16 protein-coding genes are annotated in these 18,949 nt (G+C 59.2%); 8 read left to right on the top strand and 8 right to left on the bottom strand.

Translation table 11 applies throughout. From position 1 onward, the window contains the following. Nucleotides 1–103: 103 nt before the first annotated feature. The 4 genes from NBV64_RS02195 to NBV64_RS02210 are packed head-to-tail and all read right to left on the bottom strand — an operon-like array spanning nt 104 to nt 3,879. Entirely contained in the window at nt 104–883 is a 780-nt protein-coding gene (locus NBV64_RS02195; protein ID WP_247966104.1) for an alpha/beta hydrolase, read from the bottom strand. A gap of 6 nt (nt 884–889) precedes the next feature. Beyond that, nucleotides 890–2,023 (bottom strand): ABC transporter substrate-binding protein, encoded by a 1,134-nt coding sequence (locus tag NBV64_RS02200; protein WP_250756608.1) that lies wholly within the window; start codon nt 2,021–2,023, stop codon nt 890–892. Nucleotides 2,024–2,037: 14 nt separating this feature from the next. Then, complete coding sequence (locus NBV64_RS02205) at nt 2,038–2,823, bottom strand: ABC transporter ATP-binding protein (protein WP_021447071.1); 786 nt, start codon at nt 2,821–2,823, stop codon at nt 2,038–2,040. Nucleotides 2,824–2,826: 3 nt separating this feature from the next. Further along, nucleotides 2,827–3,879 carry a FecCD family ABC transporter permease gene (locus NBV64_RS02210; protein ID WP_021447070.1) on the bottom strand — a complete coding sequence of 351 codons (1,053 nt, stop codon included), beginning with the start codon at nt 3,877–3,879 and terminating at the stop codon, nt 2,827–2,829. Nucleotides 3,880–3,977: 98 nt separating this feature from the next. Between NBV64_RS02210 and NBV64_RS02215 the strand changes: the two genes are divergently transcribed. The 3 genes from NBV64_RS02215 to NBV64_RS02225 all read left to right on the top strand — a co-directional run bounded on the left by NBV64_RS02215 (nt 3,978) and on the right by NBV64_RS02225 (nt 9,450). Further along, nucleotides 3,978–4,718 carry an alpha/beta hydrolase gene (locus tag NBV64_RS02215; RefSeq protein ID WP_250756609.1) on the top strand — a complete coding sequence of 247 codons (741 nt, stop codon included), beginning with the start codon at nt 3,978–3,980 and terminating at the stop codon, nt 4,716–4,718. A gap of 157 nt (nt 4,719–4,875) precedes the next feature. Continuing rightward, entirely contained in the window at nt 4,876–8,076 is a 3,201-nt protein-coding gene (locus NBV64_RS02220) for an SUV3 family DEAD/DEAH box RNA helicase (protein WP_250756610.1), read from the top strand. 180 nt (nt 8,077–8,256) lie between these two features. Then, on the top strand, nt 8,257–9,450 hold the full coding sequence (locus tag NBV64_RS02225) for a multidrug effflux MFS transporter (RefSeq protein ID WP_250756611.1): 1,194 nt from the start codon (nt 8,257–8,259) through the stop codon (nt 9,448–9,450). Between the two features lie 6 nt (nt 9,451–9,456). On the opposite strand, the gene NBV64_RS02230 is transcribed toward NBV64_RS02225, so the two are convergent. After that, the gene (locus tag NBV64_RS02230; protein WP_250756612.1) at nt 9,457–10,026 is read right to left on the bottom strand and encodes a DMT family transporter; all 570 of its coding nucleotides are present in this window, start codon (nt 10,024–10,026) and stop codon (nt 9,457–9,459) included. A gap of 89 nt (nt 10,027–10,115) precedes the next feature. Between NBV64_RS02230 and NBV64_RS02235 the strand changes: the two genes are divergently transcribed. Together NBV64_RS02235 and NBV64_RS02240 are read left to right on the top strand one after the other, a co-directional pair. After that, nucleotides 10,116–11,012, top strand: a complete 897-nt coding sequence (locus tag NBV64_RS02235; protein ID WP_009462789.1) for a LysR family transcriptional regulator — start codon at nt 10,116–10,118, stop codon at nt 11,010–11,012. 169 nt (nt 11,013–11,181) lie between these two features. Beyond that, nucleotides 11,182–12,156 (top strand): FecR family protein, encoded by a 975-nt coding sequence (locus NBV64_RS02240; protein ID WP_083054338.1) that lies wholly within the window; start codon nt 11,182–11,184, stop codon nt 12,154–12,156. 35 nt (nt 12,157–12,191) lie between these two features. Here the strand turns inward: NBV64_RS02240 and NBV64_RS02245 are convergent, their stop codons facing one another. The 3 genes from NBV64_RS02245 to NBV64_RS02255 all read right to left on the bottom strand — a co-directional run bounded on the left by NBV64_RS02245 (nt 12,192) and on the right by NBV64_RS02255 (nt 15,182). Next, the gene (locus NBV64_RS02245; protein WP_021447067.1) at nt 12,192–13,751 is read right to left on the bottom strand and encodes a TerC family protein; all 1,560 of its coding nucleotides are present in this window, start codon (nt 13,749–13,751) and stop codon (nt 12,192–12,194) included. Nucleotides 13,752–13,822: 71 nt separating this feature from the next. Continuing rightward, nucleotides 13,823–14,173, bottom strand: coding sequence for a hypothetical protein (locus tag NBV64_RS02250; RefSeq protein WP_022983384.1), 351 nt, complete (start codon nt 14,171–14,173; stop codon nt 13,823–13,825). A gap of 145 nt (nt 14,174–14,318) precedes the next feature. Next, a complete protein-coding gene (locus tag NBV64_RS02255) occupies nt 14,319–15,182 on the bottom strand; it encodes a pirin family protein (protein ID WP_021447066.1) in 864 nt (287 codons plus the stop codon). Between the two features lie 190 nt (nt 15,183–15,372). Between NBV64_RS02255 and NBV64_RS02260 the strand changes: the two genes are divergently transcribed. Genes NBV64_RS02260 through NBV64_RS02270 form a run of 3 tightly spaced genes read left to right on the top strand, consistent with a single transcriptional unit; the run spans nt 15,373 to nt 18,946 of the window. Next, nucleotides 15,373–16,110, top strand: coding sequence for a sterol desaturase family protein (locus NBV64_RS02260; protein WP_026484040.1), 738 nt, complete (start codon nt 15,373–15,375; stop codon nt 16,108–16,110). Then, nucleotides 16,107–17,021, top strand: coding sequence for a fatty acid desaturase (locus tag NBV64_RS02265; RefSeq protein WP_250756613.1), 915 nt, complete (start codon nt 16,107–16,109; stop codon nt 17,019–17,021). Before NBV64_RS02260 ends, NBV64_RS02265 begins: the two co-directional genes overlap by 4 nt. A 14-nt stretch (nt 17,022–17,035) precedes the next feature. Then, on the top strand, nt 17,036–18,946 hold the full coding sequence (locus NBV64_RS02270) for a beta-ketoacyl-ACP synthase III (RefSeq protein WP_250756614.1): 1,911 nt from the start codon (nt 17,036–17,038) through the stop codon (nt 18,944–18,946). The last annotated feature ends 3 nt before the right edge of the window (nt 18,947–18,949 follow it).

Consider the following 18,949-nt stretch of genomic DNA (forward strand, 5'->3'; position numbering starts at 1 on the left):
AGTTGAGGCCTAAAACAAGAGGATGAATGGGGGGAGTTACCCTAGGGCGGGAAAACTTGGATATGAAGTGAAAAGGCGCGTCATGCGCGCCGGGAGAACACGGCTAAGCCGCGCCACAAGCCAGTTCCAGGGCACGCAAGGTGGCTTGTGCCAGAACGTGGCCGTGGCCGGCTCCGGGCAGAACATGCAGATTCGCCTGCATGCCTTGGGCTTGCAAGTGCGCTTGGAGTTTTTGCATGGTGGGCAGGGTAGGCACACCATTTTTGCGTCCTTCCGGGCCCGCTGCCTGAGCGCTAAGCGGATACCAGGCCTCGGAGGCACCGGCCAGAATATCTACCAGCACCGGCTTGTCTACCCGCTCCAGCAAGGTCCAGATCAGGGGATCACGCCACCACAAGGAAGGGCTGGCGCACAGGTAGTGCTGAATGGGCAGGCTTTGCCGGCTAAGGGCATACAGCACAAACAGACCAGCGTAGGAGTGGCCGTACAGGCTGATGCGCGAACGGGTCAGCGCAGGCTCCATGCTTTGGGCCAAGGCTAGCGCCATACGCACTTGTTCGATCATGGCAGGAGCGCCACCCGCCTGCCATTGGGGGACGCGTGGGTCTTCCCATAGAGTGCCGTCCGGGCTGGGCGGGGTGTAATCCAGAGCGCGATAACGTGTGATCTGATCGCGCTCGCCTTGGTAACCCAGCGACAGAATCGCGCAGTGCTGCAAGGCGGGGTGGCCGCTTTCTTCCAGCAAGGGCAAGGTCCACTGACCATCGAGCAGGCACAGCAAAGGCAGGGGGCCTTGTTCTGGCTTGCTGTCTGGCAGGCGTAGCAAGACGTGATGGGGATGGCCGCCCGCAGGCGGCAGTTCCAGTGGAATCAGGCGTGACATGAAGGCTTAGAGGGCGGACTTCAAATCAATCATGTAGGTGCCTTCCATCGGCACGGTCAGGAAGCGCTGGTTCACTTCTTCCAGTGTTTTCAGAGCCGAGACGCCCTGGAAGCGGTCGGGGTGAATCCAGGCGGCCAGTGCTTCGATAAAGATCATGTGCAAAGGCGAATCGTTGAAGGCATGCCAGATGCCGTGGCTATTGCCGCTGCGCACGGCTGGCAGGGCTTGCAGACGATTGCCGTCAATAATGGCTTGCAGGCTTTTACGAGCCTGGTCTTCGCTGACGCCTGTGCCAATAGCCAATCCGCCGGAGGTGGTGCGCTTGCCTGCGCCTGTGCCCGTAGCCACATAGACCGCAGGCGCGCGGGAATTGATGTATTCAAAATTCAGCTTGCCGGTGGAGCTTTTCAGGACATCCGCGCCAATATTGTGGCCACCTGCATAGCTGATCATGTCGTTAAAGGTGCCTGCGCCGGGCGAGTTGCAGCAGTCCGTGCTGCCTGCATGGGCATGCACAAAAACGGGCGGATGATCCTCCTTGGGCAGATCGGCCAGTCGCTGGGCAACGCCCTGCATGTGTTCTTCGTAGAACTGGATGAACTCGTCGGTGCGTTCTTTCTCACCCACGGCGTAGCCCAATGCGCGCAGGCTGGGTACGGTGTTCTCCAGCGGGTTCACAAAGAAGTCGATCACAATGACGGGCACTTTGGCGGCAGTCAGGCGCTGGATCAGGGCCGAGTCGCGTGTGTCCTGGCCGGGAGTCAGGCCCGCAAAGGCGGCCGTCAGCACGACCAGATCCGGACGCAGGGCCAGGGCCTGTTCGATCGAGAAGGTGTCTGCCGTATGGCGACCCACAATAGGGATACTGGCCAGTTGCGGGTAGCGCTTCAGATAGGTCTTGTACTCGTTGGAGAAGGAGGTTTTGAACTCGTCCGACCAGCCTGCAATCAGGTTTGCTGGCTCGGGGTGGACCAAAGCCAGTACCGGGAAGTGACGTGCCTGAGTCAGCACAATGCGTTTGGCGGGGCCAGGCAGGGTAACGGTACGACCCATGGCATCAGTAACTTCGATGGGCTGGGCCTGCACGCCCAAAGGCAAGAGCAAGGTCAGCGACAGCAGCAGGTGGCGCAGGATGTTCATGGGTTCTCCGAAGGTCACAGCACAGGCTCTTGCAGCCCGTCGATAATGATTTGCAAGGTGCCCTGCGAGCAGCTTTCCACGCGGGCACGGACGCCATAAGCCTGGGCCAGCGAGTTGGGGGTAATCACCTTGGCTGGCTCGCCTTGCGCTAGCAGACCACCGCCTTCAATCATCAGCGCATAGTCACTATGGCGCAGAGCTACGTTCAGGTCATGCAGCACGATCAGAGTGATCAGATTGTTGTCGTGGGTTTCCTGGGCCAGCAAGTCCATTACGTGGAATTGATAGTTCAGGTCCAGAGCCGACAAGGGTTCGTCCAGCAGCAGCAGGGTAGGCTTGCGTATCAGGGCTTGCGCCAGGCCCACCAGCTGTTTCTGACCGCCCGAAAGCTGGTCCAGATAGTGCATGGACAAGTGCGCAATGCCCAGGCGTTGCAGGATGTGCATGATGTGCTCATGATCCACATCGCGGGCGTGGCCACCAGGGGCCGAGGCATTGGCCGCCACCAGTACGGATTCAAACACACGCAGGTGGACCGAGGCGGGCAGGGATTGGGGCAGGTACACCACTTTTTGGGCGCGCTGCTCGAAGCTGACGCCGCTCAGCTCCTGACCGTCCAGCAGGATCTCGCCGGTGGTGGGCTTGAGCAGTCCCGCCAGGGACTTGAGCAGGGTGGATTTGCCGCTACCGTTGGGGCCCAGCAAAGCCACCAGTTGACCGGGCTGCAAAGGCTCGATGGTCAGCTTGGACAGAATTTCGCGTTTGCCGTAAGACAGGCTCAGATCGTGGACTTCAAGCATGGTTCACTTTATTTGGCGTCGCAGCACAACGCCCAGGAAGAAGGGCACACCCACCAGCGAGGTGACAATGCCGACCGGAATAATGATGCCGGGCACAATGTTTTTCGAGGCAATCGAGGCCAGAGACAGAATCACCCCACCCACCAAGGCACTGCCGGGCAGGTAGAAACGGTGGTCTTCACCAAATAGGCGGCGGGCAATATGCGGCGCAATCAGGCCCACAAAGCCGATGGTGCCCACAAAGGATACGGCCAGTGCGGCCAGCAAGCTGATACGCAGCAAGGACACCAGGCGCAGGCGTGAGACATTGATACCAAAGCTGGTGGCGCGGTCTTCACCCAGACGCAGGGCGGTCAGTTTCCAGGTATCACGCAGCGACAGCGGCAGAATCAGCGCAAACACCGCCAGCATGATGCCGACCTTGCCCCAGGAGGAGCGCGACAGGCTGCCCATGGTCCAGAACACCAGCCCTTGCAGGGCTTCGGCGCTGGCCACAAACTGCACCAGCGAAACCAGTGCATTGAAGGAGAACACCAGCGCAATGCCAAACAGCACCAGATTGGCGGTGCTCATGGCGCCCCAGCGGGCGACCGCGTCCAGCAGCATGGCGGACAGCAGGGCGAAAATAAAGGCATTGGCGGCAATGGTCCAGGCTTGCGGAATGCCGGGAATCGACAGGTCCAGCACAATGGCCAGGGACGCGCCAAACGCCGCTGCCGAGGAAATCCCCAAGGTAAAGGGGCTGGCCAGTGGGTTATTCAGAATGGTCTGCATTTCCGCACCGGACAGGCCGAGTGCCAAACCAATGGCCATGGCCATCAAGGCATAAGGCAGGCGGATTTCCCAGACGATAACGCGGGTGGTCGGGTCGGACTGTTCCGGGTTGAACAGCGCATGGCTCAGTTCTCCCAGGCTAAGACCCGAGGGCCCCAACATGAAGTCGGCCACAATCGAGGCCAGAATCACAAGAACCAGGGCCCCAACCAGGAGCCAGCGACGTCTGAGGATGTGTTGATAGTCGGCCAGCGCAGGAGCCGGAACAGCAGATGTGGACATTAAGTGTCTGAATGATAACCGTTTACATAGAAAGAAAGTATAGTTCATCAGCCGGGCTTTGGCGTCCTTACCGCGATTCTTTTATGCAGCTTGAACATTTGGATTTTCTTTCCCCATTGGGCCGACAGTATCGTCTGACTTTGGCCTGGCCGGACGTGCCAGCGCCTGCGCAGGGCTGGCCATTGCTGTGCGTGCTTGATCTACCGCAATTTGAAGCGGTGCTGGCCACCTGTGAAAAGCAGGCTCCACAAGCCTGTGCCGTGCTGGGGATAGGTTATGGCGCGGAGGTCTGGCGCGATCAGGACTTCACCCCCGCGCTCAATGGAGAAGCGGGCCACGCGCCAGATTTTCTGGCCATGATGCAGGACGTTTTCTTGCCCTGGGCCTACGCACAGGCGCCTTTGAATGCGCAGCGGCGTTTGCTCTGCGGCCATTCCCTGGGTGGCCTGTTTGCCTTGCATCTGCTGTATCAACAGCCAGAATTGTTCGATGCACTGGTGGTGTCCAGCCCCTCGGTCTGGTGGGGGGAGGGCTATCTGGCTCGACTGCTGGCCCAACCCTTGCCCAAAGCCGCTATGACGATGTCCGTACAGTTCTCCGTTGGCGAGTTCGAGCAAAGCCTGGGCCCGGCAGAAGAAGCCATGCCTGAGGACAAGCGCGAGCTGCGTCGTTTACGTTTGCAAGAGCGCCGCATGGTGGATGGCACCCGCGAACTGGCGCAGGCTTTGGCGCAGCAACAAGGTGGTGAGCCGCGTTTTCGCATCGTGCCGGGTTGTAATCACAGCCAGTCCGGTTTGGCAGCCTTGCCGCAAGGCTGTCTGGAATGGCTGGCTGAGTAGCCCTGTATCTTCTTGCCCACAAAGACGTTCAGCACGGTGATTGCCTGTATCCTCTGAACGTCTCCGAGCAGACCCGTATAATGCTGCTCATGCTTGCTTGAACCGGCTTTTCTGCCCTTCTCGTTCTCTTCTTCCCGTATTTTCAGGTCCCCGCCCTATGGCTGCGCGTCGCGCTTCGTCTGTTTCCGATTCTCCCGTTCCCACTCAAGCGGGCTTGCTGCTCCATCCCCAATGGCTGGATTATCCGCGTCTGGAAGGTGTGGCTCGTCAGGTCGCCAAGAAAGCGCGTTTTCAGGACCGGGCAGGCATACGGCGCGTGTGGCTGAAAGCCTGGCGCTTGCCGCAGGACGCCGCCTTTTTCAATCAGATCATCGCTGCCGAACTGGGTTTGAAGGATGCGGACCAGCGTTTACAGTCCCAAGGTGTGCCCGAGGTCGTGATTCGTACCCTGCGTCTGCTGTATCAAATGAGCGTGGACAAGCTGGATGCGGATACTTATGAAGCCTTGCGTGAGCAACTGCTTGAACAGCGCGCTCAATTGGCCGGAGCGATAGCCTCCCAGTCCTTGCCTTTAAGCGAGAACTGGCCCGAAGCCGAGCGCGGCGCGCGCCTGCAGGCTTTGGTGCAGGCCTGGCAGTCCATGCCTTTAGCGCAGACCTATTTGTGGCAATTACAGGCCGAACAGCGCGATCGCGAGCAACGCAGTCAGCGCTGGGAGCAGGCCCAAAAAGAACGTGAACAAGCGCGTCAAAAAGAACAAAACGATAAACAGCGCAAGTTCAATCAGGCCCAGGAGCGTTTGACAGCCTGGCTGAAAGAGCAAGGTTGCGAGCCGCAACGCATCACCCTGGAGGCCTTCGAGGGCCTGCAAGCCGGGGAACCTGCCCATTGGTTCATGACGGTGTATGGCCGCAATGCCAGTGCCGCTGTCCTGACCCAGGAGTTCAAGCTGGATGCCGAGCAGCAGGAGTTTTTGCTGCAGGCTCAAGCACAACGTCAGGCGCGTCAGCGAGAGCAACGACAGCAGCGTTGGGCCTGGGAGCAGGAGTGCATAGGGTCGGAAGAAACGATGGCCTTGCTGGGCATTACTCGTCAGGAATACGAGCTATGGCTGGCTGATCGCCGCTTGCCCAGTACCAAGCTGGAAGTGCGGGGTGGAACCGTTGGCGGGCGTGATCGTGTCGCCCATCACCCGGATTTATTGGCAGCGATTGATCAAAGCCAGATTGAGCAATGGCGCGAGCAATACGCCAGCAGCTTGAGCAATCGTGAACGTGCGCAGTACCAGCGAGCGGCTGACCGTGCGCGCACACAATGGCGTCAGCAACAAGTGCTGAACCAGATCAAGAAGCAAGAAGCGTGCGATTACGAAATTGACCCGGAAGATCCCTTGCGCCTGTGGTGGCATAAGGACTTGTGGCTGGCGGTGAATGTGCCCGTAGCGGGCGAGCGTCAGCATTGGCGCGCCAATGTGCGTATGCAGGCTGCCGTGCCTTTGCCACGTACCGGCTCGGAGCTGGATCGATTGCCCGCTCGTGTTTCAGTCTTGTTCAACACGGCAGCTCAAAACCGTCTGTCCCAGCGTCTGGAAGATTCGCTGGATGCGTTTTTGCAAACCCAGCGCCCCCTGATTGATGGCTCGTCCTTTCTGGAACTGGCCAAAGCCTTGCGCATGGCTCTGGAAGAGGGCATCGAGCAAAAAGAAATCGAGGCCGGGGATTTTGAAAAGCGTCTGCTCAATGGCCCGGTGCGCCGCATCCTGGAAAGTGTGGAGCAACAGCGTGCCCAGGACTTGATGCGCCTGGGCGACTTCCCGGAAATGTTCAGCCTGGCCCGAGGCATCCGCCGCCATCTGGTGTTCCGTTTGGGCCCGACCAATTCGGGCAAGACGCACGAGGCCCTGGAAGCCCTGATGGAAGCCCGATCCGGCGTATATCTGGCTCCGCTGCGACTGCTGGCCATGGAGGTGCGTGATCGTCTGATGAACGCGGGCATCCCCTGCAATCTGGTTACGGGCGAAGAGCGCGTGATGGTGCCCGGTGCCCAGCACACTGCCTGCACGGTCGAGATGATGGACCCCACGATGGAAGTGCGCGTGGCCGTCCTGGACGAGATTCAAATGTTGCAAGACGAGCAGCGCGGCTGGGCCTGGACTGCAGCTCTGGTCGGTGTTCCGGCCCGTACCCTGTTTGTCTGTGGTGATGCTTCCGTCCTGCGTCCGTGCGAGCGTCTGGTGCGTTCCATGGAAGAGACCATGGAGCTGGAATTTACCGAACGCAAAACCCCGCTGGAGGTCATGCCTTATCCGGTAGACCCGCCGCGAGCCACAGGCAAGCAAGGGCGTCAGGAAGCGCCGTGGCGGGGGCGCAAAGATCGTCAACGTGAAGCTCAGGGCGTGTCCAAAGGTGATGCGGTGGTGGCCTTCACCCGTAAGGATGTCCTAACGCTAAGTGCGCGTTACCGCGCCCAAGGCTGGAAAGTTGCCACCATTTATGGCGCGCTGGCTCCGGAAGTGCGCCGCACCGAGTCCGAGCGCTTTTCCCAAGGCGAGGCCGATGTGCTGGTAGCCACCGATGCGATTGGCATGGGCTTGAACCTGCCGATTCGCCGCGTCCTGTTCTCTACGGTTCACAAGTTTGACGGCCGCTCCATGCGAGCCTTGAACGCAACCGAAGTGCGCCAGATTGCCGGACGGGCAGGCCGCTATGGCTTGTACCCCAAAGGCTATGTGGGGGCGATGGACAAGCAGGATCTGAACCATATTCGTACCCAATTGCAAAGCGACGCCCCCAGCGTGGATTTGCGCTTGCCCATTGCACCCAGCCCCGAGCACGTGCAGGCGCTGGCCTCTTTACTGGATAACAACAATATCGGCGCTGTGCTGCAGTACTTTGCGCAGAAAGTGGCTTCCGATAGCCCCTTGTTTCAGACAGCGGGTTTGAAAGACGCCATCGAGCTGGGCTTTTGTGTAGACCGCCTGGCTCCCAAGCTGGATTTGCGCGAGAAGTTCACCTTTGCCTGCGCGCCGGTGTCCGTGGATAAGGATACGGAGCTGGATTACTTCAAGCGTTGCCTGTCTGCCTATGTGGCACAACGCCCCATGGCCTTGCCACCGGCGCCGTCCTGGCTGAAATCCGCCAGCCCCTCCCGCCTGGAAGACGCCGAATTGCTCAGCAAGCAGATCAGCCTCTATGCCTGGTTCAGCATGAAGTTCCCGCAAGTGTTTGACCAAGGCCCGTGGTTGCCGGAAGTGCGCTCCCTGGTCAGCCGCTTTATTGAGCGCAGCCTGCTGCATCAAAGCGGTTTCGGACAGACCAGCCGCGAGGCTTTTGGTACGCCGTCGCCGAGCAGACGCTGATCTTTTTTTCAGACAAGTGGCTACCGGGCCAGCTAGCATGAAAGCGGCTTGGCTCGATCCGCTTTATATCGTTTGATACACTGTGCACCGTGCGGATGTGTCCGTACGGTCCGGTTAAGGGGTACCATGCCCCTATCCCTGCGCTGATTCTGGCGCCCTCCCTGTTTTCCAAAGCTATCTATGAATTACCGCAAGCTGACCTTGGTGTTGGCGGCGTTGGCGATGCTGGGGCCTTTTGCTACCGATGCCTATCTGCCGTCATTTCACCGTATCGGTGTTGAATTTTCCGTTGACCAGTCAATGGTTCAGCAGACCTTAAGTCTGTATCTGTTTGGTTTTGCCTTCATGAGCCTGTTCTGGGGCATGTTGTCCGACAGCTTCGGGCGGCGTCCCGTGATTCTGGCCTCCCTGATCCTGTTCCTGATCGGGTCCGTGGGCTCGGCGCTGGCCCCCAGCTTTTCCTGGCTGTTGTTCTTCCGTTTGATCCAGGGCTGTTCGGCAGGTGCCGGGCGTGTCGTCGGTCAGGCCCTGGCGCGCGACTGTGTACAAGGGGTGCAAGCTCAGCGCTTGTTTGCCCACATCACGATGGTCTTCAGTCTGGCCCCGGCGCTTGCACCGGTCATGGGCGGCTATTTAAGTAGTTATTCGGGCTGGCGCTCGGTGTTCTGGATGCTGACGGTGCTCAGTATTGCCCTGATTGCGCTGTGCTGGCGGCAACTGCCTGAAACCTTGCCCGTGGCCTCGCGCCAGCCCTTGAAGCTGTGGGTGATTCTGGCTAATTACGCACGGGCCTTGAGCAATGGCCGCTTCGTGCTGGCGATCTCCGCCATTGCCTGTGCGTTTGGCGGCTTTGCCTTGTACATTTCGTCGGCGGCCAGCTTTGTGATTGATGTGCTGGGTCTGACAGAAACCGCCTTTGCCTGGCTGTTCCTGCCCTTCATTGGCGGTATGTTGGGTGGCTCCATCCTGAATGCCCGCTTTGCTGAAAAGCTGGCCCCGGCACGCATGATTCGTCTGGGCCTGTCCATCATGCTGGCTGGCGCCACCTTCAATACCGTGTACAACCTCCTGTTCCAGGCAGAGGTGCCGTGGGCCGTGATGCCTATTTTTGTGTACGCCTTTGGCATGTCCATGGCCTTGCCGGGCATGACGGTGGTGACCTTGGGCACCTTCCCCACCATGCGCGGCCTGGCTTCCTCGGTACAAAGTGCCTGGCAAATGCTTTTGTTTGCCACCGTTTCCGGTGTGGTGGCTCCGCTGCTGTTCGATAGCGGCTTGCTGTTGGCCTTGGGCATGTTGTCGGCGGCTGCCTTGTCGGCCGGATTCTGGTGGTGCAGCCAGTTCCGTTCCAAATCGACCGAGGCTTCCGCCTAAGCCCTATCAGGATCGGGTGCTGCTGTCAGCGCCAGCGCGTTGAGCCAGGCTTGGATTGTTTTCCTGAGCGCCACTGTGATCTGCAGTGGCGCTTTTGCTTTCAGCCGCCGCAGACACGGAAGGCGTAAACCATTGCACCAAGCCCATACCAGCCAAAATCAGCAGCACGCCTAGAATGCGTCCCATATGCACCGGGCGTGGTGTCAGGCCCATCAAACCGTAGTGGTCGATCAGCATGGAGCTGAGCATTTGCCCGGCCACCACACAGACAATAAAGCTGGCGGCGCCCATGCGTGGCGTCAGAATCAGGGCGGCGCTGATGTAAATGACCCCGCCAACGCCACCCGTCCATACCCACCAGGGGGCATGCGCCAGTTGCGCGGTCAGGGGAGCGGGGGCGCGCATCAGCCAGATTGTGGGCAGCACCAGAGCCGCACTGATACAGAGCGACACCAGTGTGGCCCAGAGCGGATGCCCCAGGACCTTACCCAGAACGGCATTGCTGGCAGCTTGAAACGGCACGGCCGAACCGGCAAAGACAGCCACCAACATACTGAACAAAGCGGTACCGGGCATGAGCGTATCTCCATAAGAATCAAAGCTCTATCTTGCACTATTCGCAATTCTTATTGAAATTAATAGTGTGCACAGTCATTATTCGTTCTATGGATGAGCTGCGCCGTATAGACCTGAATTTGATGCTGAGCCTGCATGCCTTGTTGACCGAGCAGCATGTGACGCGGGCTGCCCAGCGTCTGCATAAAAGCCAGCCTGCCGTCAGTCATGCCTTGGCTCATTTGCGCCAGGTGTTCAACGATCCTTTGTTGATACGCCGCGGTTCCCGCTTGGAGCTGACCGCGCTGGCCTTGCAGTTGCAGCGTCCTCTGGAGCAGGCTTTGCAGCAGCTCAATGGCCTGCTGGATGCGGGTGGCTTTGATCCAGCCAGTGAACAACGTGAATTTCGCTTGGCCATGTCGGATTACGGCGCGCAAATTGTCTTGCCACCGTTGATGCGCCGCCTGCGTCGTGACGCACCGGGTATTCGGCTGGCGGTCAGCCAGGCCAGCCGGGAAGCCATGCAGGGTCAGCTGCGGGATGGCGAGATTGATCTGGCCTTGAGCGTGTTCTCGGAAATTCCGGCCGGCTTGCAGGCGCAGACCTTGTTTGAGGAACACCTGATCTGCATTGCGGATCGGGCCAGTCTGAGCGGCGGGCAAGCCCCTGCTTTGGAAGAGTGGTTGCAGCGCCCGCATGTGTTGCTGGCCATGCGTCCGGGAGGGGAAAGTGAGGTCGACAACGTCCTGAATCGGCTCGGTCTTAAACGGCAGATTGCCTTGTCCTTGCCGCATTGGAGTGCGGCTGCCCAAGTCCTGGCGGGCACGGACCTGATTTTGACGGTGTCCAGCCGCAGTGCCGAGCACTTGCGCGAACAGGCTGAACTGGTGTTTTTCCAGCCTCCTCTGCCCATTCCCTCGGTCTTGTTTCAGCAAGTCTGGCATAGCCGTCGCCACGCGGACCCGGCTCATGTCTGGCTGCGCCAGCAGTTGATGCAGTGCTGTTAAAGCCCGTCTTTACTCTTTATGACGGGCTATGGCTTGACGATAGGGCCTGCAGTTTCCGACAATTTATGTTTACTTTTGAATTCTCGTTTTTATCCGTTTAAACGGCTGGATAAAACGTTTTGGATTGCGTTTGTCAGTCCCTGTGTAGTGCTTTTTGAATTGATTGTTGATGAACCCTGCTAATGCCTTGAATCTGGATGAAGACACCTTGCACAAGGAGGCACGAGCCTGGGTCAGCCGCCTGAAAACGTCCTCGCTGACCTCTCGTCAGGCTCGGGAGCTGCGCCGCTGGTGTGGGCGCAGTCCTTCTCATGCATCCGCTTTTGCGCACGCGCGCGAAATGTGGGATGCCATGCCCCAAGATCGTGAAGATTGGCTGCGCGAAGCCAAGTTGATGAAAAAACGTGGCCACCAGCCTTTGCGTCGCGCCCTGCTGGGCGGTTTGCTGCTGGGTGGTGGCCTGTATCTGGTCGCCAAGCCTCCTATGCAGTTGTGGCCTTCCTTGGCTGATTTGCGTGCTGACTATCGCACGGGTGCGGGCGAGCAGCGGCGCGTGCAGTTGCTGGACCATGTCTGGCTGGATATGAATACGCGCAGTCGCCTGAACGTCGGTGACGACCCGCATCTGGGTCGAATTGTGGCTTTGCTGGATGGGGAAGTGGAAGTGCGACAGTCCGAGCGCTCGGCCTCGGTGTGTACGGTGTTTGCGGGTGCTGGCTCCATTCAGACCTTTAATGGCCGTACCAATATCCGCTATCTGGATGGCAAAACCGAAGTCACCTGTTTGTCCGGCAGTGCGCAGGTGGATTTTGGTGGACAGGGATATCGGCTGGCGGCTGGTGAGCAGTTGGTGTATGGACGCCATGCGATCAGCTCGGTACAGACAGTTGCGGCGGAGGATTTCCCGTCCTGGCGTCAGGGCCGTCTGACTTTTCATGAGCAGCCTTTGTCGCAGGTGCTGGCCGAGCTGAACCGCTATTGGTCAGGACATCTGATTTTGCGAGACGCCACGTTAGGCTCTGTCTTGGTCAGCTTTGCCGTCAGTCTGGATAATCTGCCTGAGGCGCTGGACATTTTGCAGCAGTTATATGGCGTGGCGGTGACGCGCTTGCCTGGCGGAATCGCTCTTTTAAGCCGAGCCTGATTGAAAAAGGCCCGCTGTGAAGCGGGCCTTTTCTTTTACTCTTGTGTCTGCTCGGGTTCCTGCAAGCGGCTGACGTGTACCGTTGCAATACGACGTTGGCTGACTTCGGTAATCTCGAAGCGCAGGCCGTCTGCCTCAACGACCGTCCCTACCGTGGGCAGGGAGTCCAGACGCTCCAGCAAAAAGCCGGCCACGGAATTGAAGCTGCTGTCTTTCAAAAGCAGGTCGTCCGCTTCCACGGCTTGGGCCAGCAAGAGCAGGTCTATGCTGCCATCCACTTGCCACAGATTGGGGCCAATCTGCTGAATGGCGGGTTGTTCGTCCTCGTCGGGGAACTCGCCGGCAATGGCCTCCAGAATGTCGATGGGGGTCAGCAGGCCTTCAATCGCGCCGTACTCGTCCGTTACCAGCACGAACTGGCCATTGGACTGCTTCAACATGGCAATCGCACTGAGTACATCGGTGTGTTCGTGCACGATGATGGGCTCACGCAGATCCGGCCACAGTTTGACCTGCGGGTAGTCGTCCAGATCGGCCAGCAAATCCTTGGCGCGAGCCACACCCACCACCTGGTCCAGATCGCCCTGACACACCGGCAAGAAGCTGTGCGGGGTAGAGCGCAGTTGCTGGCGCAAGGTGTCGGCGGAGTCCTCGATATTGAGCCAGGTAATTTCCTGACGAGGCGTCATCAAGGAGCGAATCGGGCGTTCGGCCAGGCTGAGCACACCGCTGACCATATTGCGTTCTTCGGTGCGGAATGCCTGTTCGTCCAGTTCCAGCTGACCCTCGTTGCCGTTGTCGTCCTTGTCTTCATTCTTGCGGTTGCTCAGCATGCGCAGTACGGCTTCCGCAGTACGGTCACGCAAAGGACGGCGTGACTGCGAGCGCTGCAGGCTGCGGCGGGCAATCTGGTTGAAGAACTCGATGAGGATGGAGAAACCAATGGCCGCGTACAGATAGCCCTTGGGGATCTTGAAGCCCAGGCCTTCGGCGGTCAGCGTCAGACCGATCATCAGCAAGAAGCTCAAGCACAGCACCACCACGGTGGGGTGGTTGTTCACGAAGGTGGTCAGTGGCTTGGAGGCCCAGATCATTAGCGCAATCGAGATAATGACGGCTGCCATCATGACGGGCAGTTGATCCACCATCCCCACGGCAGTAATCACCGCGTCCAGCGAGAACACGGCATCCAGCACCACAATTTGGGCTACCACGACACCAAAGCTGGCATAGGCCTTGTTGGTGCTGGAGTGATGATCGCCACCTTCCAGACGTTCATGCAGTTCGCTGGTGGCCTTGAACAGCAGGAACAGACCGCCCAGCAGCAGGATCAGGTCGCGCCCGGAGAAGCTGAGCGGGCCAATGGAGAACAGTGGTGTGGTCAGGGTGACCAGCCAGGAGACGATAGTAAGCAGACCCAGGCGCATGATCAGCGCCAGCGACAGGCCGATCAGGCGAGCACGGTCGCGCTGATGCGGGGGCAGTTTATCGGCCAGAATCGCGATAAAGATCAGGTTGTCGATGCCGAGAACAATCTCCAGCACCACCAGAGTTAATAAGCCGACCCAGATGCTGGGATCGAGTAGCCATTCCATGATGTTGTCCTGTTAGACAGATAAATAAGTGCAAAAAAGCAAAGAAGCAGGGCGCCGCGGCGCGTCAGGCGTCAGACGCGGGGCGGGCGGTGCTCCGGGGCAAATTCGCAGCAAATTGCTGGCAGGCAATAGGTCGGACAAGCCGATGGCCAGGCATGCAGCCAAAAAGACTGAACCGGGCAGGGCAAGGGGGTATCCGCGTGATCGGCGTACTGTTGCATGGGCGTGTGCGCCAAAATGGCGCTGAGCTGATGCAGAGGATGATCGGCGGATGAGACACGGCGTTCCGCAGACTCGGCTGCATCGGATTCGTGTTGAGCGAATAAAGCCGATTGACCACCTTGCACGGTTGCGTGGTAGTGGGAGCTGTAAGCCTGCAGGGGAAGAATAAGAAGCAAGACGACGACGAACCAGCGTCTCATAGTGTCTAAGGGAAGTCGATGACGGTTCAGTATATCGTATGCGGGCTGGCTCAATGCAAGTGTGCTGTGATGATGGATGGTCAGGTCGGGGTGGCAGGGGCCGCCATCGGGGTGCGTGGCAGCTTGGAAATAGGAGAGGGAAAGCTCAGCCCAGGCAGCCAAACCGGCCCTGATCAAAGTCGGCAATTGCCTGGGTAATTTCCTGTTGTGTATTCATCACAAAAGAGCCGTAGGTCAAAACGGGCTCGTCAATGGGCTCGCCGCCCAGCAACAGTAGCTGGGTGTCGCTTTGGGCGTTCAGCCGGATAGTCTGGCCTTCCAGGCTTAGCAACACGACCTGAGCGGGGCGCACTCGCGTTTGCTGGTTCACTTGTACTTCGCCGCGTCGCACCAGCAAGCTGGTGTTCCAGCCCTCGGGCACCTGAAAACAGGCTTGATGCCCGGCCTTGATCTGTATGTCCCACAACAGGAGCGGGCTGTGATGCCGGGCCGCGCCGGGCTGGTCCAGGTATTGCCCGGCAATCACTCGTATCTGTCCGGCCTGATCGGGCAGGGCCAGAACGGGAATGTCTGTGCTGGGCAGAGACTGCTGGCTGGGTGGCAGAGTTTTCGCACAAGCAGGCAGGTTGATCCATAGCTGCACCATTTCCCAAGTACCACCCTGACGGGCGAACGGCTCGGAGTGGCTGGCCTGATACAGCAGGCCGGAGGCCGCACTTAGCCATTGCACATCGCCCGGACCCAGAATGCCGCTATGACCGCTGGAGTCGCGATGCTCCAGCTCGCCCTGATACACCAGCGTGACGGTTTCAAAGCCGCGCTGCGGGGAGCCATGTACCTTGTGCCGACGGCTACGGGCCGGGTAGGGGGTGGGGGCGGCATAATTCAAGCGCAGAAAGGGGCTGTGCCGGTCCGCGTGGTCCTGATGGCTGAACAAGGTACGCGCCGCCAGGCCATCGTCACCCGCCAAAGAGGGGCATGGACTGAGGATGCTGACGACCTTTTTCATGGCATGGGTTCCGATTGAAAGCGCATACCCTCAAGGATAGGGGCGAAACCCCGCTATGATTAGCCCCCGCTATTGCAAAACTGTATTGCTTGGGCGGGCTGGACGAATGTGAGCAATTAGTAACCAAATTAACAAACGTAATCTTCCTGACCGCGCTAGCATTAGCGCACTTTGTTACGTAGAGAGTGGAATGGGGCAGGCTTTTCAGGCCTTGAGCGTCTGGCAGGTAATGGGCGTGGGCTTATTGTTCTTCGGCGGCATTTACGTGCTGTTTGCACTGGGCACCTTGGCGCTGACACATTGGCTTTTACCTGCCTTGGGTTGGGGACGCCCCCTGGACACGCGCCCCTTGCGCCCAGGCCAACTGCGCCGGGAACTGAAGCAATCCGGCACGGCCATTCTGATTTTTGGCACCGGCATGATTTTTCCCTGGGGTTTTTTGCAGCTAGGCTGGGCGCATTTGACGCCTGATGCCAGCGCGACCCGTATTGTTCTGGAAATTCTGGCTCTGGTGATCTGGAACGACGTGCATTTCTGGATCAATCACCGTCTCTTGCATACCCGCTGGTTGCGCCGTTATCACGGCCCGCACCATTCTTCCGTTGTGGTGACGCCGTTCTCCACCTACAGTTTCCACCCGCTGGAGTCGATCATGCTGGGCAATGTGATTTTGCTGCCCATGGTGGTGCATGACTTCAGTTTCTGGTCGCTTTTGTCCGTGCCCTTGTTCAGCCTGTTTTTCAACAGTATCGGCCACTCCAATTACGACTTTTTCCCCCATGTTTCCAGCCGCCATTGGCTGGCGGCCAGCCGTCGTCACCAGCGCCATCACGCGCAGTACAACGGCAATTACGGTTTTCAATTCAGCTTTATGGATCGCCTGTTTGGCACCCGCTTGCCCGACCGTCCCGAGGAGGCGCGGGGATGAGCGCTGCGTGGCGTTTGCGCCAGCCGCGCGATTGGCAAAGCCTGCTGTACCTGATTGCCTACCCTGTGCTGGTGGTCGCGCTGTGGCGGGGCGGCTTCTCCTGGATTCTATACGGCTTGCTGCTGTTCCTGACGCTGGGCGTTGGCGTCATCAACCATAACCATCATCATCTGCGCATGTGGCGGGGGCGTCTCCCCAATCGCTTGACGGACTTCTGGCTGACCCTGGTACAAGGCCATCCCGCTTGCGTGTTCTGGCCTGCGCATGGGCGCAATCACCATCGCTACAAACATGGTGAAAAAGATGTGGCCCGCACCTACCGTTTCTGGCGGGGCGATACCAACGACACGCTGGGCTGGTTGATGCACCCTTTTGAGGCCGTACCTGCGCTGTACCCCATGATTTTTGGCTGGCTGGGTAGCCTGCGCCGTCATTGGCCGGGCGTCTGGGCCTATTGCATGGCGCAGTACGGCGTGTGGCTGGGAAGCTGGGCGCTGGCCCTGGCGCTGGACCCGGTAAAAGGCTTTTTGTACGTGATCCTGCCGCAGCTGCACGGTTTGCACTGGCTGCTGACCACGAATTATCTGCAACATGCCCATGCTGATGGCAGTCATGAGGGCCGTCATGGCGAGCAACTGGCCTATGCCCGCAATTTCGAGGGCCTGGTCAATCCCTTGCTCTTTAATATCGGCCTGCATGTGGCCCACCATGAGCATTCTCGCGCGCACTGGTCCGAGCTGACCCGGCTGCACGACACCGAATACCGAGCCCGCACCCCGGACGCCTTGAACGAAGGGGGGCTGGTGCCTTATATGCTGCGTGTTTTTGTGCTGGGCCTGTTCATGCCCCGCTACCGCAGTCAATCCTTGAACGCCGTGGGCCAGACGGAGCGTCGGCGTGATTCCGTGTAATCAGGAGTATTTCTATGCCCGTGGCCTTTGAGCACGTTGTTATCCATCAGGCCCAGTGGTTTATGCCCGGAGAGCCGGTCGATAACACCGCAATGGATAACTTTATTGCCCCTTTGAACCGTATTTCGGGGCGCATCAAGCAACGCATTCTGGCCGAGAACGGTATTCAGCAGCGCTACTACGCCATTGGTGAAGATGGCAGCACGCGCTGGAGCAATACGGCCATGGCCGCCAATGCCGTGCGTGCGTGCCTGGAGCAGGCGGGTTTGAGCATGGCGGACGTGAGCTTGCTGGCCAGCGGCTCCTCGGGCGGGGATTTGTTGATGCCCGGCTTTGCCAATGCCATTCAAGGTGAGTTGGCCGCTCCTCCACTGGAGGTGCATTCGGTCCACGGAATTTGCGCCGCTGGCGTGACCGCCTTGCAGGCCGTTGCCCAGGGGATCGAGCTGGGGGCGCACCGTCACGGCATGGCCGTGGCCAGTGAAATGCCATCGCGCTTGTTCCGCCGATCGCGCTTTGCCTCGCAAGGCTATCAGGCGGACTTTGACTCACACTTCCTGCGCTGGATGTTGTCCGATGGTGCGGGCGCGGCCTTGTTAAGTCATCAAGATCAGGTTCTGCCCACAACGCAGCCCGGCGTCCGCCTGCGCCTGCGCTGGATTCATCAAAAATCCTTCTCGGGTGATTACCCGGTTTGCATGCAGCTGGGAGCAACGCGTGATTCCACTCGCAGCCATCTGGATTACGACTCCTGGGCCGAGGCCGAGCAAGATGGTGCCTTGTCCCTGCGCCAGGACATTCGCCTGCTGCCGCATCTGTTCGACATCGGCATACACGAATACGTAAAACTGGTGCGTGATGGTTGGGTAGACCCCGAGCGCATCAGCCATTTCCTGTGCCATTACTCCTCCGAAAAATTCATCCCCGTGGTGGCAGATTTGCTGGAACAGGCTGGCCTGGGCATTCCTGCCGAGCGCTGGTACAGCAATCTGCGCTGGCGCGGCAATACGGGCGCAGCGTCCATTCTGATCATGCTGGCCGAGTTCATGCGCGACCGGACCTTGACGCCCGGCGAGCAAATCCTGTGCTACGTGCCCGAGTCAGGCCGCTTCATGACGGCCTACATGCTGCTGGAAGTAGAAGCCTGCGATGCACCAGCCCCGGCTGTGTCTTACCCGTCTGCCAAACAGTCGGCTCCGGCCTCGGTGGATCAGGTGGATATTGCCCCTCCGCATGACCCGGCCACAGCCCCGCAAGGTTTGCGCGATCTGCTGACGCAATTGGCGCCCATCTGGCACGACTATCGCTCCCAAGTGTGGCGTACGCCCTTGCTGCGCAGCCTGCACGACGGTTCGATCCGCATGCAGGATTATCAAAAGTGGATGGCAGACTGGATTCCCCAGGTACGTGAAGGCGCCAAGTGGATGCGCGAAGCGTGCGATTCCCTGTCGCCCACCTATGCTCCGTTAGCCGAGCTGATTCGCTTGCACGCCGGCGAAGAACAGGACGACTTCAAGATTCTGTTCGAGGACTATCAGCATGCCGGTGGCACCGCGACCGAGATCGAGCAGCTGAGCCGTAATCCCGGCGGTCAGGCGCTGAACGCTTACTTGCATGCCCTGGCGGCCAGCCAGGACCCGATTGGTTTGCTGGGTGCGATTTACATTATTGAGGGCACCGGCCAGCGCATTGTTCCTGCCTTGTTACCGCTACTGAAATCCTCGCTGTCGCTCGAACCGAATATGTACCGTTTCCTGCACTACCATGGCATGAACGACGAGCATCATCTGGCCCGTTGGCTGGTGGCGGTGGAGCTGGCTCTGGATTGCGATGAAACAGGCCGCGCCGAGCAGATTATTATTGAAACCGCACGTCGTACCGCCGCTCTGTACCTGATGCAGTTCCAATACGCGAAAGAGTTTTAAGTC

The sequence above is a fragment of the Alcaligenes sp. DN25 genome, assembly GCF_023674485.1.
In the GTDB taxonomy this organism is placed as follows: domain Bacteria; phylum Pseudomonadota; class Gammaproteobacteria; order Burkholderiales; family Burkholderiaceae_B; genus Alcaligenes; species Alcaligenes phenolicus.

Excerpts from the sequence above, each read along its gene's own strand:
- NBV64_RS02195 (WP_247966104.1), bottom strand. The coding sequence starts at position 883 with ATGTCACGCCTGATTCCACTGGAACTGCCGCCTGCGGGCGGCCATCCC.
- NBV64_RS02270 (WP_250756614.1), top strand. The coding sequence starts at position 17,036 with ATGCCCGTGGCCTTTGAGCACGTTGTTATCCATCAGGCCCAGTGGTTT.
- NBV64_RS02235 (WP_009462789.1), top strand. The coding sequence starts at position 10,116 with ATGGATGAGCTGCGCCGTATAGACCTGAATTTGATGCTGAGCCTGCAT.
- NBV64_RS02225 (WP_250756611.1), top strand. The coding sequence starts at position 8,257 with ATGAATTACCGCAAGCTGACCTTGGTGTTGGCGGCGTTGGCGATGCTG.
- NBV64_RS02230 (WP_250756612.1), bottom strand. The coding sequence starts at position 10,026 with ATGCCCGGTACCGCTTTGTTCAGTATGTTGGTGGCTGTCTTTGCCGGT.
- NBV64_RS02200 (WP_250756608.1), bottom strand. The coding sequence starts at position 2,023 with ATGAACATCCTGCGCCACCTGCTGCTGTCGCTGACCTTGCTCTTGCCT.
- NBV64_RS02255 (WP_021447066.1), bottom strand. The coding sequence starts at position 15,182 with ATGAAAAAGGTCGTCAGCATCCTCAGTCCATGCCCCTCTTTGGCGGGT.
- NBV64_RS02210 (WP_021447070.1), bottom strand. The coding sequence starts at position 3,879 with ATGTCCACATCTGCTGTTCCGGCTCCTGCGCTGGCCGACTATCAACAC.
- NBV64_RS02265 (WP_250756613.1), top strand. The coding sequence starts at position 16,107 with ATGAGCGCTGCGTGGCGTTTGCGCCAGCCGCGCGATTGGCAAAGCCTG.
- NBV64_RS02220 (WP_250756610.1), top strand. The coding sequence starts at position 4,876 with ATGGCTGCGCGTCGCGCTTCGTCTGTTTCCGATTCTCCCGTTCCCACT.
- NBV64_RS02240 (WP_083054338.1), top strand. The coding sequence starts at position 11,182 with ATGAACCCTGCTAATGCCTTGAATCTGGATGAAGACACCTTGCACAAG.
- NBV64_RS02250 (WP_022983384.1), bottom strand. The coding sequence starts at position 14,173 with ATGAGACGCTGGTTCGTCGTCGTCTTGCTTCTTATTCTTCCCCTGCAG.
- NBV64_RS02205 (WP_021447071.1), bottom strand. The coding sequence starts at position 2,823 with ATGCTTGAAGTCCACGATCTGAGCCTGTCTTACGGCAAACGCGAAATT.
- NBV64_RS02260 (WP_026484040.1), top strand. The coding sequence starts at position 15,373 with ATGGGGCAGGCTTTTCAGGCCTTGAGCGTCTGGCAGGTAATGGGCGTG.
- NBV64_RS02245 (WP_021447067.1), bottom strand. The coding sequence starts at position 13,751 with ATGGAATGGCTACTCGATCCCAGCATCTGGGTCGGCTTATTAACTCTG.